This is a genomic window from Curtobacterium sp. MCLR17_031, from assembly GCF_003234775.2.
In the GTDB taxonomy this organism is placed as follows: Bacteria; Actinomycetota; Actinomycetes; order Actinomycetales; family Microbacteriaceae; genus Curtobacterium; species Curtobacterium flaccumfaciens.
The window spans coordinates 2,249,949-2,263,180 of sequence record NZ_CP126270.1 but is presented as its reverse complement, the minus strand read 5'-3'; the positions used below and the strand labels follow the sequence as shown (position 1 = coordinate 2,263,180).

13 protein-coding genes are annotated in these 13,232 nt (G+C 71.8%); 5 read left to right on the top strand and 8 right to left on the bottom strand.

Annotated elements, in window-relative coordinates:
- Nucleotides 1–24 precede the first annotated feature (24 nt).
- Entirely contained in the window at nt 25–885 is an 861-nt protein-coding gene (locus tag DEI96_RS10745) for an ADP-dependent NAD(P)H-hydrate dehydratase (RefSeq protein WP_111024818.1), read from the top strand.
- A gap of 265 nt (nt 886–1,150) precedes the next feature.
- Here DEI96_RS10745 and DEI96_RS10740 read toward each other — a convergent pair whose 3' ends face one another.
- Nucleotides 1,151–1,861: a YceI family protein gene (locus DEI96_RS10740; protein ID WP_111024820.1), complete on the bottom strand. Its 711-nt coding sequence runs from the start codon at nt 1,859–1,861 to the stop codon at nt 1,151–1,153.
- 83 nt (nt 1,862–1,944) lie between these two features.
- Between DEI96_RS10740 and DEI96_RS10735 the strand changes: the two genes are divergently transcribed.
- Together DEI96_RS10735 and DEI96_RS10730 are read left to right on the top strand one after the other, a co-directional pair.
- Entirely contained in the window at nt 1,945–3,258 is a 1,314-nt protein-coding gene (locus tag DEI96_RS10735; protein WP_111024821.1) for a glycosyltransferase 87 family protein, read from the top strand.
- Entirely contained in the window at nt 3,255–3,563 is a 309-nt protein-coding gene (locus DEI96_RS10730; RefSeq protein WP_071404568.1) for a thiamine-binding protein, read from the top strand. Before DEI96_RS10735 ends, DEI96_RS10730 begins: the two co-directional genes overlap by 4 nt.
- 3 nt (nt 3,564–3,566) lie before the next feature.
- Here the strand turns inward: DEI96_RS10730 and DEI96_RS10725 are convergent, their stop codons facing one another.
- Nucleotides 3,567–3,755 (bottom strand): hypothetical protein, encoded by a 189-nt coding sequence (locus tag DEI96_RS10725; protein ID WP_146246971.1) that lies wholly within the window; start codon nt 3,753–3,755, stop codon nt 3,567–3,569.
- Between the two features lie 125 nt (nt 3,756–3,880).
- On the opposite strand from DEI96_RS10725, the gene DEI96_RS10720 reads away from it, so the two are divergent.
- Both DEI96_RS10720 and DEI96_RS10715 read left to right on the top strand, forming a co-directional pair.
- The gene (locus DEI96_RS10720) at nt 3,881–4,060 is read left to right on the top strand and encodes a hypothetical protein (protein ID WP_111024823.1); all 180 of its coding nucleotides are present in this window, start codon (nt 3,881–3,883) and stop codon (nt 4,058–4,060) included.
- 124 nt (nt 4,061–4,184) lie between these two features.
- Nucleotides 4,185–5,450 carry an MFS transporter gene (locus tag DEI96_RS10715; RefSeq protein WP_111024824.1) on the top strand — a complete coding sequence of 422 codons (1,266 nt, stop codon included), beginning with the start codon at nt 4,185–4,187 and terminating at the stop codon, nt 5,448–5,450.
- 175 nt (nt 5,451–5,625) lie between these two features.
- Here DEI96_RS10715 and DEI96_RS10710 read toward each other — a convergent pair whose 3' ends face one another.
- The 6 genes from DEI96_RS10710 to DEI96_RS10685 form a co-directional block, all read right to left on the bottom strand.
- The gene (locus tag DEI96_RS10710; protein WP_017888182.1) at nt 5,626–6,297 is read right to left on the bottom strand and encodes a response regulator transcription factor; all 672 of its coding nucleotides are present in this window, start codon (nt 6,295–6,297) and stop codon (nt 5,626–5,628) included.
- 87 nt (nt 6,298–6,384) lie between these two features.
- Nucleotides 6,385–7,707, bottom strand: a complete 1,323-nt coding sequence (locus DEI96_RS10705) for a hypothetical protein (RefSeq protein WP_111024825.1) — start codon at nt 7,705–7,707, stop codon at nt 6,385–6,387.
- A complete protein-coding gene (locus tag DEI96_RS10700; RefSeq protein ID WP_111024826.1) occupies nt 7,704–8,861 on the bottom strand; it encodes a sensor histidine kinase in 1,158 nt (385 codons plus the stop codon). The genes DEI96_RS10705 and DEI96_RS10700 overlap by 4 nt, the downstream gene beginning before the upstream one ends.
- Nucleotides 8,862–8,994: 133 nt before the next feature.
- Nucleotides 8,995–10,197 (bottom strand): homoserine O-acetyltransferase MetX, encoded by a 1,203-nt coding sequence (gene metX / locus DEI96_RS10695; RefSeq protein WP_111024827.1) that lies wholly within the window; start codon nt 10,195–10,197, stop codon nt 8,995–8,997.
- Between the two features lie 272 nt (nt 10,198–10,469).
- Nucleotides 10,470–11,801, bottom strand: coding sequence for a bifunctional o-acetylhomoserine/o-acetylserine sulfhydrylase (locus DEI96_RS10690; protein WP_071404574.1), 1,332 nt, complete (start codon nt 11,799–11,801; stop codon nt 10,470–10,472).
- 288 nt (nt 11,802–12,089) lie between these two features.
- Nucleotides 12,090–13,178, bottom strand: coding sequence for an acyltransferase family protein (locus DEI96_RS10685; protein ID WP_111024828.1), 1,089 nt, complete (start codon nt 13,176–13,178; stop codon nt 12,090–12,092).
- Nucleotides 13,179–13,232 lie beyond the last annotated feature (54 nt).

The following is a 13,232-nucleotide window of genomic DNA, read 5'->3' as shown; positions in this document are numbered from 1 at the left end:
GTGCTCCACCGTAACGTGGGGCCGGTGAACGACTTCGTGCCCGTCCGACCGTCCGATGCCGCCGCGTGGGTCACCGCGCCGACGGGGGAGTCCACCAAGTACCGCCGCGGGGTCCTCGGCATCGCGACCGGGTCCGACCAGTACCCTGGCGCCGCGGTGCTCGGGGTCGACGCCGCCGTGCACACCGGCGTCGGCATGGTCCGGTACGTCGGACCCGCACGCGCCACCGACCACGTGCTCACCCGCCGCCCCGAGGTCGTGTCCGGCGTCGGCCGTGTGCAGGCCTGGCTCGTCGGCTCCGGCATCTCGGCGCCGTCGCTCGGTGACCTGGACGAGACGACCGCGTCGGGCTTCTCGCACGCATCTGACGACGGCGTGCCGGTCGTCGTCGACGCCGGGGCGATTCCGCTCGTCGACCTCGGGCCGCTCGCCGTGCTCACCCCGCACGCCGGTGAGCTCGCTTCGTTCCTGGGGGTCGATCGCGCCGAGATCGAGCAGGACCCGGCCGCCGCGGCGCTCCGGGCGGCCGAGCGGACCGGCAGCGTCGTGCTGCTCAAGGGGGAGCGGACCCACGTGGTCACCCCGGACGGCTCGGTGCGGCTCGTGGCGTCCTCGGCGACGCCGTGGCTCGCGGCGGCCGGTGCCGGGGACGTGCTGGGCGGGGTCCTCGGAGCGCTCGTCGCCGCGCGGCAGGGGTCCGTCGAGGCGGCCGGTTCGTCGCTCACGCCGTCGGACCTCGCGCACCTGGCCGCGTCGGCCGCGGTGGTGCACGGGCTCGCGGCACGGCGGGCGTCCGGCGGCGGGCCGTTCCCGATGACGACGCTCATCGCCGAGCTGCCGGGGGTCGTGCGGGACCTGGTCGTGGACGGGGACGCGCGCGGGTAGTCACCGACGCGGAACGACGGTGTCGACGTCGTACGACATCGACGTCGTCGTTCGTTGCGCAGGCGCACCGTTGCGGACGCGCGGCAGCGACAGGGTCGACGTCGTACGACGACGACCGTGTCGCCGGTTGCGGACGCAACGCGCGTGACCTGCGCGGGAGCGGCCCCGGACGCGACGACGGACGGCCGGGAGGCGCGGTGCCAGCTGGCACCGCGCCTCCAGGCCGTCGGCGGTCACGTCACGGGCGTGACGCGCGTCGTGGACGTCAGCTCGCGGGGGTCGCGTGCACCAGGAACTCGACGGAACCGGCGTCGTCGACCTTGACGAACCCCAGGCTCGGGGCCTGCACGCCGTAGTCCGAGAAGGTGATCGGGACCGAACCGGAGATGTCGACGCCGTCGCCGTTCAGGCCGACCTGCAGCTTCGCGGTGACGTCCTTCGTGACGCCGTGCAGGGTGAGCTTCCCCGGAGCCGTCACGGTCGTCGTGTCGGAACCGCTCGGGACCGCGTCGGCGATCGGTCCGGTGAGTTCGAAGGTGGCCTCGGGGAAGGCCGCCGCGTCCATCGCAGAGTCGCGGAAGTAGGCGTCGCGCTGGTCGGAGTCGGTGGTGATGTCGGCGACCTGCACCGTGATCTTCGCGGCGGTGATGCTCGTGCCCTCGACGGTCGCGGTGCCGGCGACGCTGTCGGTGCGGCCGGTGACGGTGACGTCGGAGCCGTTCAGGACCTCGTGGACGCGGTACCCGGCCTCGGAGTCGCCGCCGACCGTCCACTCGCCGGACAGGTCCGTGTCGTCGAGGGTGGAGGCCTCGCGGGTGGCGGCGACGGACGGCGCGGCCGAGGCCTTCGCGTTCTCGGTGCTCGTGTAGACGTTCGTGAAGACCACCGCGCCCACGACGCCGAGGACGACGACGACGGCGATGACGGAGATCCAGATGACGGCCTTGCGGCGCTTGCGCGGGGTGTCGGAGGTCACGGGCAGAACGGTGACACGTCATGCTCGGGAGACCCTGAGTCCGTGGCGGCCATCGCCCCCGGTCCGGCCGCTACGCTCGTCCGGTGCAGAGGACCTCGACCCGGTGGCTCGAACTCGCCGGCTTCGTCCTGGCGTTCGTCGCCGTGCACGGGTTCCTGTGGTGGCTGACCCTCGTGTCGGCGAACCTGCCGCTCGGTGACGTGACCATCACCTACAGCCGCTGGATCGAGACCGGGCGGACCGCGGATTTCTGGGTCGGCATCGACGGCGCCTGGGTGTACCCGATCCTGGCGATCGTGCCGATGGCCGCGGCGGCGCTCGGGGGCGTCGCGTCGATCGGCACCGGCTGGCTGCTGCTGATGGTGCTGCTCGACGCCGCGGCGTGCGCGTTCCTGTGGCGGTTCCGGGCGCGTGTGGGATCGTCCGACCGTTTCCGCGTGCACGGGGTGCGGGTCGTCTGGTGGTGGCTGCTGTTCCTGCTCGCGCTCGGGCCGATCGCGCTCGGTCGGATCGACACCGTCGCGACGGTGTTCGCGCTGGTGGGCGTGGCGTTCGTGGCCTCGAGGCCGGCCGTCGCGTCCGCGCTCTTCACCGCCGGTGCCTGGACGAAGGTGTGGCCCGCGGCGCTCGTCGCGGTGCTGCTGCTCCTGCGTCGCGGACACCGCCGGGGTGTGCTCGCCGGGGCCCTGGTGCTGAGCGCCCTGATCGTGCTCGTCGACGTGCTGTGGGGCGGTGCGCCGTACCTGCTGTCCTTCGTCGGTGAGCAGACCGGCCGTGGGCTGCAGATCGAGTCACCGCTCGCGACGCCCTTCATGTGGGCCGCAGCCTTCGGCGTCCCCGGAGCGGCGGTGTTCTACGACCAGGAGATCCTGACCTTCGAGGTGTCCGGTGCCGGCACGTCCGCCGCCGCCGCGGTGTCGACGCCGCTGATGGCCGTCGTCGTGGTGGCCGGGGTCGTGCTCGCGCTCTGGGCTGCGCGCCGAGGTGCCCGTCGGGCCGAGCTCGCGCCGGTCCTGGCGCTGCTGTTCGTCGCGGCGCTCATCGCGACGAACAAGGTGGGGTCGCCGCAGTACATCGGCTGGTTCGCGGTGCCGATCGTGTGGGGGCTCGCCGCCGGCACCCCCAGTGCGCGCCGGTTCGCGCCGATCGCGGTGACCGCGCTGCCGATGGCCCTGCTCACGCAGGTGATCTACCCGGGCTACTACGACCAGTTGCTCGGTGTGCAGCCGTGGATCCTCGTGGTGCTCACGGTCCGGAACGTGCTCGAGGTCGCGATCCTGGTGTGGAGCGTGGTCGCACTGGTGCGGATGGGGCGGGCTGCGGGGTCCGGACGGGTGTCGGCGCGCTCGTCGTCGTCCGTGCGCGACCAGCCCGAGCCGGGCAGGATGGACGCATGATCGTCGCCTTCTCCGTCGCTCCGTCCGGTGGTCCCGCTGCAACGTCCGACGGGTCCGTGCACGACGCCGTCGCGGCCGCCGTGCGCGTGGTGCGCGAGAGCGGGTTGCCGAACCGCACCTCGTCGATGTTCACCGAGATCGAGGGGGAGTGGGACGAGGTCATGGACGTCGTCAAGCGCGCCACCGAGGCCGTCGGGGAGTACGGCACCCGGGTGTCGCTCGTGCTCAAGGCCGACATCCGCCCCGGGCACACCGGCGAGATCGACGGCAAGCTCGAACGGCTCGAGGCGGCGCTCGGCGAGTAGCGGTCAGCGGCGCCGACGCGGACGCCTGCGGCGACGGGGGTCGGTCCCGAGGACCGCGGCGACCGTCAGCAGGACGAGGCCGGCGACCGCGAACACCACGACGACGACGATCCCGAGCGGGTCGGTGACGTCCTCGCAGTTCGCGGGCGCGCCGGCGGCGCAGGAGGCCAGGACGGTCGTGACGGTGGACACGTCGTCATCCTGCACCGCAGCGTCGCCCGACACGCCGCATCGGTCCCTCGGATGTCGGTGGTCGGGTGTCTCATGGTCTGCATCGAGCCACTTCGGGTGGCCTGCGAGACGACGAGGAGCGCGTGATGATGCACGACGGCTGGTGCCCCGACTGCGACCTGCGAACGGTCGTCATCGACACGGACGAGCAGGGGGAGAACGCCTGGGCGAGCTGCGCGGAGTGCGGCACCGGATGGGTGCACCGCGACGAGCTGCCCGAGCAGACCACCGCACGGACCCGCACCCCGGAGCGCCAGGCGGCCTGAGCTCCCGCGGGCTTTCGCTGGTTCGTTGGAGCGGTCTACACTCGACAGACCAGGACATCACGGCCGCCCCGTCCGGTGGGGTGCTGCACCGTCGTCCCGCTCCGCCCGCACGAGAACAGGCCCCATGTCACAGCTCACGCCTGCGCGTCGCACCCTCGCGCTCATCTCGCTCGCCCTCGGCGGGTTCGCCATCGGCTCGACCGAGTTCGTCGCGATGGGGCTGCTGCCGAACATCGCGCAGGCCCTGCTCCCCGAGCAGTACGGCATCGACCCCGACGCCGGGATCGCCCATGCTGGCTGGCTCGTCAGCGCGTACGCCCTCGGGGTGGTGGTCGGCGCGCCGACCATCGCGGCGATGTCCGCCCGGTTCCCGCGCAAGGGCCTGATCCTCGTGCTGCTCGTCGGGTTCGTCGTCGCGACGATCGCGAGCGCGCTACTGCCCTCGTTCGGCCTGGTGCTCGTGGCCCGCTTCGTCGCGGGGCTGCCGCACGGCGCCTACTTCGGCATCGCGTCGATCGTGGCCGGCGACATGATGGGCCCGGGCAAGCGCGGCAAGGGCATCGCCATGGTGCTGCTCGGCCTGTCGGTCGCGAACGTCGTCGGCGTCCCGGCGATCACGTGGGTCGGACAGGTGGCCGGGTGGCGGGTCGCCTACGGTGTCGTCGCCGCGCTGTTCGCCCTGACGTTCCTGGCCGTCGCGGCCTTCGTGCCGAAGAGCGCCCGCGACGAGCACGCCACGATCGGCCGTGAGCTCCGGGCGTTCCGCGTGCCGCAGGTGTGGATCGTGATGGGCCTCGGTGCCGTCGGGTTCGGCGGCTTCTTCGCGGTGTACTCGTACATCTCCCCGCTCGTGCAGAACGTCACCGGGATGCCGGAGTCGTTCGTGCCGATCGTGCTCGTCGTCGTGGGCATCGGCATGGTCGTCGGCGGGGTGCTCGGCGGACACCTGGCCGACCACAGCGTGAAGCGCACGATCTACGTCGGTATGTTCTCGCTCATCGGAGCCCTGCTCATCACCGTCCTGACGGCGCAGTGGCTCTGGGGCATGCTGCTCGGCGCGTTCCTGCTCGGGGCGACCTCGTCGGCGATCCCGCCGGCGGTGCAGTCGCGCCTGATGGACGTCGCGGGGGATGCCCGCACGATCGCGGCGGCGCTGAACCACTCGGCGTTCAACATCGGCAACTCGATCGGTGCGGCCCTGGGCGGCGCGGTCATCGCGGCCGGCTTCGGGTTCCTCGCACCGGGTTGGCTCGGCATCGGCCTCGCGCTGCTCGGCGTCCTGGTGACGATGGTCAGCTACGCGGTCGAGCGGCGGAGCACCCGTCGCGCGGCGGTCCGCTCCTCGTCGCCGTCCACCGGTCCGATCACCGCACCGGTCCCGACGGCCTGACACGCGGGGTGCGCGCACGCACCCACCGGACGGGAGGCCCGTGGCGACGCCGCCACGGGCCTCCCGTCCGTCGTATGGCGCGGCCACCGCACATGGTGAGCAGCAATGGTCGGGTCCCGTGACGGGACCCGACCATTGCTGCTCACGAAGCGCAACGCGCAACGCGCAGCGCGCGCTACAGGCCCAGGGGGCTGCCGTCCTGCACGATGATGCCGTCGGTGATCGCACGCTTCCGCAGCGCGACCTTCGTGCCCACGTCGAAGCCGGCGACGCGGTACTTCTCGCGGATGCGCTTGAGGTAGCTCTTCGCGGTCTCCTCGGAGATGCCGAGCTGGTAGGCGACGCTCTTGACGGGCTCGCCACCGCCGTACAGCGCCATCACGCGACGCTCCTGGGCGCTGAGCTTCGGGACACCGCCGACGTCGCCGCTGTTGATGGCGAGGTCGAGCTCGGCCGAGACGTACTGCTCGCCGCGCTGGGCGGAGCGGATCGCCTCGACGATCATGTCGGCGTCCTCGCTCTTGACGAGGTACCCGAGGGCGCCGGCGCCGAGGGCCTCGCGCACGACGTTCGGCTCCGAGTACGTGCTCATCACGACGGTCTTGACGCCCGCGGTCTTGAGCGTCGAGATCTTCAGCGACACCGGGATGGAGTCCTTGAGGTCCAGGTCCAGCAGCACCACGTCGACCGGGAACGCCGGGCTCGTCAGGAGCTCGGGCCAGGTCGTGACGGCGGCCACCAGGGTGATGTCGTCGGCCGCGTTCCGGATCCACTCCGTGAGCGCGCCGAGGAGCATCCTGTGGTCGTCGACCAGTGCGAGTCGGATCGGTTCCTCTGGAGTCGCCATGCTGGCGTCCTTTCTCGGTGCGGATTGCTCGGCCGATCCTAGGAGGATGCGGGCCGGAAGTCGGTCAGGCGTGCGGGTGTCCGGCGGCTACATCGACGGATGTCGGTTCACGACGCAGTGCGCGACGATGTGCAGCGCGCCGTCACGGACGGTCTCGGTGTACGGGCCGATGCGCTGCAGGGCGCTCCACGCCGTCGGGCCGAGGCTGCGACGGGGCACCCCGCGGGACTCGATGACGACGGGGACGTCCATCGTGTCGTCGCTGACCGGGTGACCGTCGGAGCCGATCGGGCCGAGGGTGACGGAGACGACGGGCATGCCGGGCTGCGCGGTGCGGCCGTCGCCGACCATCTGCCAGATCGCCTGCAGCAGCCCGTCGCGCTGCGTGGGGGAGAGGTGCCCCGCCAGGGCGGTCGGGTCGGCGACGCTCACCGAGCGACCGAGGTGGTCGGACTCGGTGATCGCGTGGTAGAGCCAGGTCTCGCGACGGCCCTCGATCAGGTGCAGGCGGAGCTCGGTGGCGAGCGACGCGGCGACGGAGCTCGAGGCGTCGGACAGCGGCAGCGGGTCGGTGCCGTTGGCGACGGCGTCGAGCAGCTTCTCGGCGGCCAGGTCGAGCCGGGCGAGCTCGTCCGAGGCGAGCATGCCGACGGCGAACTGCGGCGCCTGCACGTTGCTCTGCACGAGCACCCGGTCGAGTTCGCGCTGCACGAGCTGGCGGAACCGCTGCACGACGTACAGCGCGAGCGACGGCGGCACCACGACGAGCGACAGCAGGGACACGATGCCGGGCATGGTGTCGTGCGTGATCGGCGTCGACACGACGGCCATCACGATGAACGCGATGCCGAGCGCACCGATGGCGGCTGCGACCTCGCGGGCGGGTCGGAGCGTGGCGATCGGCAGCAGGGCGAACCCGGCGGCCATCGACGCGGTCGCGGTGTGCGCGATGTCGTGCTCGGGCCAGATGCCGATGAAGTCGAGCGTGACCACGCACGCCAGCACGACGCAGATCAACGCGAAGGCCGGACCCGTCAGCCGTTCGCCGTAGGTCAGGACGCTGAGTCCGACCCCGACGGCGGCGACGACGTAGAGCCCCCAGGCGACCGCGGGCAACCACGGGTCGGAGTACTCGTTCCAGCGCACCAGGAAGAACGCGATGCCGGCGACGGCCTCGATCGCGGTGAGGACCGCGGCGCCGAGGCCGAGGTACCCGGCACCGAGCGACGCGCCGGGCTTGGCGGCCTGGCGCAGCGACCGGGCACCGGTCGACGTCGACGGGAGCCCTCGGGCCTGGCGCCGTTCGCTCGTGCGGTACCGCTCGCGCGCCTCGCGGCGGGTCCGGGGTGCTGGTGGAGCGGTCTCGCCGGGCAGGCTGCGGCCGATGGTGTCCTCGGGGACCCGGGTCATCGCGGTGCCTCCAGGACGACGGTGGTGCCGGATCCCGGCGCGGAGAAGAGCTTGGCGTCGCCGCCGACCTCGCGCAGCCGGTTCACGACGCTCTCCTTGAAGCCGAGTCGTTCGGCGCTGACGGTGGTGAGGTCGAAGCCGACGCCGGAGTCGGTGACCATCGCGCGGACGACCTCGTTGTCGTGGACGATCGTGACGTGGGCCTCGCCGACGCCGGCGTGCCGACGGACGTTCTCGAGGCACTCGCCGAGCGCGAGCAGGAACGCGTCGAGCACGTTCGACGGCAGCAGGACCTGCCCGGTGCCGTGCCAGCTGACCTCGAGCCCCATCCGGCCGAAGCGCTGCTTGACCGACTCGAGGGTCTGTCCGAGCGGCGATTCCTCTTCGCGGGTGAGCGAGTAGTCACCGGACTGCGAGGGCTGCGGGGTCGCACCGAGGCGCAGGTGCCGCAGCAGTCGGGCGTCCTCGGCGGCCTGCTCGCGCATCGCCTGCTCGGAGACGCCGACGCCGGAGTGCGCCAGCAGCGTCAGGGTCGCGAGCACCGTGTCGTGCAGCAGGCGGGCACCCTGGCGGCGCTGCGCCTCGGTCTCGCTGGCCTGCCGTTCGGCGCGGTGGGCGGTGCCGATGCTGTAGATGCGACGGGCGACGCGGGGGATGCTGCGTGAGATCCAGATCGCCACGACGGCCATCAGGATCCACCCGAGCAGTGCGCCGCTGACCGGGGTCGACAGGAGCGAGCCCGAGCCCCAGACCATGAGCACCACCACGGCGCCGCCCCCGGCGATCGTGATGCCGAGACCGACCGGGTGCCCGCGCTGGGCCATCAGCGGTGCCGAGAGCCCGCCTGCGGCCAGGGGCATGACGGCGCTGGCGACGAGGGGCCTCGCCGAGTCGTCGACGCCGGTGAAGAGCAGCACCATCGTGGCGAGCCCGGCGACGACGATGGCGGCGGTCCACCACACTTCACCGCCGCGGCCGAAGCACACGAGCGCGGTGATCATCGCGGCGATGCAGAGGAGTGCGCCGATGAGGGGCAGCGTGGGCACGGCGGCGGCGGAGAGGATGCCCACGACGCTGACGAGCGCGCAGACGATGCCCACGACACGGGTCGCCGACCGCAGCAAGCGGTCGCGTTCCTGTGCGATGAAGTCCATCGATGTCCTGGTTGGTGACGATCTGGGCGGTGCGGGAAACCGAGCGTCGGTCAGTGCCGAGCTCCACGCCATCATTCCACGCGCGCCACCCGTAGGGGGGTCTTCGGCGCGCCGTGGTGGCAGGCGGGCCCGCTCAGGAGCCGAGCAACCGCCGCAGGTGCGCCCCGACCTGCTCGTGCTCGATGAGGAACCCGTCGTGTCCGAACTCGCTCTCGATCACCGCGGCGGAGTCCCCGTCGAGCGCGTCCGGCACGCCCGCGGCGATCCGGTGCTGGTCCTCGACGGGGAACAGTCGGTCGCTCGAGATGCCCACGACCAGTGTCCGCGCGGTCACCAACCCGAGTGCCGCCGACACCCCGCCGCGCCCGGCGCCCACGTCGTGCGAGTCCATCGCGTACGTCAGGGTCACGTAGCTCGAGGCGTCGAACCGCCGCGTGAACTTGTTGCCGTGGAAGTCGAGGTAGCTCTCCACCGAGAACCGGCCGTCGTCGCCGAGCGGGGAGACGTCGCTCTGCCAGGACCGCGCAAAGCGGCTGTTCAGCTCGTCCGACGCGCGGTAGGTCATGAGCGCCATCCGCCGGGCCAGCGACAGCCCCCGGTGCGGTCCCTCGCCGGCCTCGGCCTCGAAGTAGTCGCCGCCGGCGAACGCCGGGTCCATCTGGATCGCCGCCCGCTGCAGCGAGTTCGCCGCGATCTGGTCGGCGGTGGTCTGCGCCGTCGACGCAAGGACCGCCAGCCGCTGCACGCGCGCCGGGTGCGAGACCGCGAACTCGAGGGCGTGCATGCCGCCCATCGACCCGCCGACGACGGCCGCGAAGGTCTCGATGCCGAGCCGGTCGGCGAGCTGCGCCTGCACCTCGACCTGGTCGCGCACCGTCACGAACGGGAACCGCGAGCCCCACTCCGCGCCCGTCGGCGACACCGACGACGGCCCGGTGGTGCCCTGGCAGCCGCCGAGCATGTTCGGCGCGATGACGAACCACCGGTCGGTGTCGATCGCCCGGCCGGGGCCGACGACGTCGCCCCACCAGCCGGCGGTGCGGTGGCCCGGGCCGGCGGCACCGGTCACGTGCGAGTCCCCGGTCAGGGCGTGCAGGACGAGCACCGCGTTGTCGCGGGCGGCGTTGAGCGTGCCCCACGTCTCGTAGGCCACGCGCACGGACGGCAGGCGGCCGCCGCGCACCCATTGCTCGCCGAGCGACTCGAAGTGGCGTGCACCCGGGTGGTCACCAGGACGCCAGGCACCGGTCACGGGCGGCTTGCCGAGGGTGCCGAGTTCGGTGCCGGGCACCAGGGTGGACGGCACGGAGTCCTCGGGGGTCGTCTGCCAGTCCATCGTGCGTCCAGTCTGCCGGGAGGCGCGGGTCGCCGCCGCCGTGTTACGTCACGCCCGGCGCGTGGCCGGGTGTCCGGGCCGTGGGCGCGTCGGGCGGGTCCGGGCATCTGCGGGTTGGTGCGTGGGCGGGTGCGACAACGTCGACGTCGTACGACATCGAGGAAGTCGCACCGCCGCGTCGGCAACTGTTGCACGGGCGGGCAAACGACAAGGTCGACGTCGTGCGACGTCGACCTTGTCGTTCCGAGTCGGTGCCCCCGGACGGGCGAACGCTACGCGCGCTGGCTCTCCTGCGCGATCGCCCGGGCCGCGGCGAGCCCGGCCTCGAGGTCGGCCTTCAGGTCGGCGATGTTCTCGATGCCGACCGACAGGCGCACCAGGCCGGGCGTCACCCCGGTGGTGAGCTGCTGCTCGGGGGTGAGCTGCGAGTGCGTGGTCGACGCCGGGTGGATGACGAGCGAGCGGACGTCGCCGATGTTCGCCAGGTGCGAGAACAGCTGCAGGTTGTCGACGAACGCCTTGCCCGCGGTGACCCCGCCCTTGAGCTCGAACGACAGCACGGCGCCGACGCCCTTCGGCGCGTACCGGTTCGCGGCCGCGTACCAGGGCGACGTCGGCAGCCCGGCGTAGGCGACGGTGGCGACGTCGGGGTGCTGGTCGAGCCACTCCGCGATCTCCTGCGCGTTGGAGACGTGCCGCTCGATGCGGAGCGACAGGGTCTCGATGCCCTGCAGCAGCGCGAACGCCGTGTCCGCCGAGTTCGACGCACCGAGGTCGCGGAGCAGCTGCACCCGGGCCTTCACGATGTACGCGAGCTCGTTGCCGACGGCCTCGGCGAAGACCGCGCCGTGGTACGACGGGTCGGGCGTGTTGAACTCCGGGAACCGGTCGGCGTGCTGCGACCAGGCGAACTTCCCGCCGTCGACGATGATCCCGCCGATGACCGTGCCGTGGCCGCCGAGGAACTTCGTGGCCGAGTGCACCACGATGTCCGCGCCGTGCTCGAACGGACGGATCAGGTACGGCGTCGCGATCGTGTTGTCGACGATCAGCGGGACGCCGGACTCGTGGGCGACGTCGCTGACGCCCGTGATGTCGAGGACGTTGATCTTCGGGTTCCCGATGGTCTCGGCGAAGAACAGCTTCGTGTTCGGGCGGACGGCGCGGCGCCACTCCTCGAGGTCGTCCTGGTCCTCGACGAACGTCGTCTCGATGCCGAGCTTCGCCAGCGTGTACTTGAACAGGTTGTACGTGCCGCCGTAGATCGACGACGACGACACGATGTGGTCACCCGCCCCCGCGATGTTCAGCACCGCGTAGGTCTCGGCAGCCTGGCCGGACGCGACGAGCAGGGCCCCGGACCCGCCCTCGAGCGCGGCGATCCGCTGCTCGACGACGTCGTTCGTCGGGTTCATGATCCGGGAGTAGATGTTGCCCGGCTTGGCGAGCGCGAACAGGTCGCGCGCTTCGTCCGAGTTCGCGAAGACGTACGAGGTCGTCTTGTAGATCGGCGTCGCTCGGGCCCCGGTGGTCGGGTCCGGCTGTGCGCCGGCGTGGACCTGGGTGGTCTCGAACTGCCACTGCGCGGCGTCGTGCTCGGTCATCTTGGTGCTCCTGTCCGGTGCGGCTGGTCGTCGGGTCGCCCTGCGCTCGGCCTGGAGGCGCGGCGCGGCTGTGCGTCGGGTGTCACGGTACGCAGGTGGCCGGGCCCGCACCACCGCACCCGCCTCGGGACGTAACGCGCGCGCCCGACGCGCCCCGGGCCTCCCGTCCGCGGAGCGCGACGCTGGGTCGCACCGTGCGAGGTCACCTGTGGTGCGAGGTTGCGGACTCGGTGCGAGCCTGCGCCCCCTGCACCACGGACGGAACCTCGCACCGTTCGTGGACGGCCCTCACCCGTCGCGGCGGAACAGCCAGTCGACCTTGGGCTCGAGCAGCCACCGCATCCCGCGCCGCACGAAGGGCTGCGCCAGGAAGAGGCTGACGGCGCACGCGATGACGACCATCAGGAGCACGAACGGCCAGGCCGAGTGCTCGCCGGCCAGGACGCCGGACTCCCGGATCGGGTAGAGCACGAACGTGTGGAGGAGGTAGACGTACATCGTCGCCGCGCCGAACTGGGTGATCCAGATGTTCCGACGGGGGATGAGCACCAGGAACGACGCCGTCAGCAGGGTCGCGAGCAGCATCAGGCCGAAGCGCACCGCACCCGCCCACCAGGCGTCCTCGCCGAGCCCCGAGTACGAGTCGTCGTAGAAGAACCAGTGGTGCAGGTCGAACTCCTTGAACTGCGGGATCCAGACCGCGCAGGACACCGCCCACGCGGCGAACACCACGACGGCGGCGATCCGCACCCGGACGACGGTGCGGCGGGACGCCTCGTACCAGCGGTCGAAGACACCCCACTGCTTGACCTGCCACCCGAGCAGGAAGAACGGCAGCAGGCTGATCGCGCGGGACAGCGAGAGCGTGGAGTCGACGTTGTCGAAGTAGCCGACGCCGATGCTGAACACGACCGCCCAGAACAGCGGCCACCGCAGCTGCGCCAGGTACGGCAGGATCAGCTTGAAGATGCCCAGGGCCAGCAGGAACCACAGGGTCCACGTCGGCTGCGTCGGGTTGAAGTCCTTGCCGCCCTCGACGATGCCCTGCACCACGGTCCAGATCGTCTGCATGATGATGTACGGCACGACGATGTCCGTGATCGTCCGGCGCATGCGCTTCGCCGTCGGGGTGTCCGCCGACGAGAAGTACCCGCTGATCACGCCGAACGCCGGCATGTGGAACGCGTAGATGAACGTGTAGAGCGCCAGGGCGTGTTCGCTCGCCGGCGTCTGCCGCTGGATCGCGTGGCCGATGACCACGAGCGTGACCGCGACGAACCGCGCGGTGTCCCACATCGGGATCCGGCGCGGGGCTCGACCGGGCTCGAGCTGCGTCGCCGGGGCCGAGGGGGCGGGAGGGGCGGCATCCGTCGTCATCGCTGGTCACGTTACCGGATCGTGATCTGGACGGCCCGGTGCGGTGCCGGAACC

What these genes read in the sequence shown, in the direction of transcription:
- DEI96_RS10715 (WP_111024824.1), top strand. Translation starts at nt 4,185, where the DNA reads ATGTCACAGCTCACGCCTGCGCGTCGCACCCTCGCGCTCATCTCGCTC.
- DEI96_RS10690 (WP_071404574.1), bottom strand. Translation starts at nt 11,801, where the DNA reads ATGACCGAGCACGACGCCGCGCAGTGGCAGTTCGAGACCACCCAGGTC.
- DEI96_RS10730 (WP_071404568.1), top strand. Translation starts at nt 3,255, where the DNA reads ATGATCGTCGCCTTCTCCGTCGCTCCGTCCGGTGGTCCCGCTGCAACG.
- DEI96_RS10710 (WP_017888182.1), bottom strand. Translation starts at nt 6,297, where the DNA reads ATGGCGACTCCAGAGGAACCGATCCGACTCGCACTGGTCGACGACCAC.
- metX (WP_111024827.1), bottom strand. Translation starts at nt 10,197, where the DNA reads ATGGACTGGCAGACGACCCCCGAGGACTCCGTGCCGTCCACCCTGGTG.
- DEI96_RS10705 (WP_111024825.1), bottom strand. Translation starts at nt 7,707, where the DNA reads ATGACCCGGGTCCCCGAGGACACCATCGGCCGCAGCCTGCCCGGCGAG.
- DEI96_RS10720 (WP_111024823.1), top strand. Translation starts at nt 3,881, where the DNA reads ATGATGCACGACGGCTGGTGCCCCGACTGCGACCTGCGAACGGTCGTC.
- DEI96_RS10700 (WP_111024826.1), bottom strand. Translation starts at nt 8,861, where the DNA reads ATGGACTTCATCGCACAGGAACGCGACCGCTTGCTGCGGTCGGCGACC.
- DEI96_RS10685 (WP_111024828.1), bottom strand. Translation starts at nt 13,178, where the DNA reads ATGACGACGGATGCCGCCCCTCCCGCCCCCTCGGCCCCGGCGACGCAG.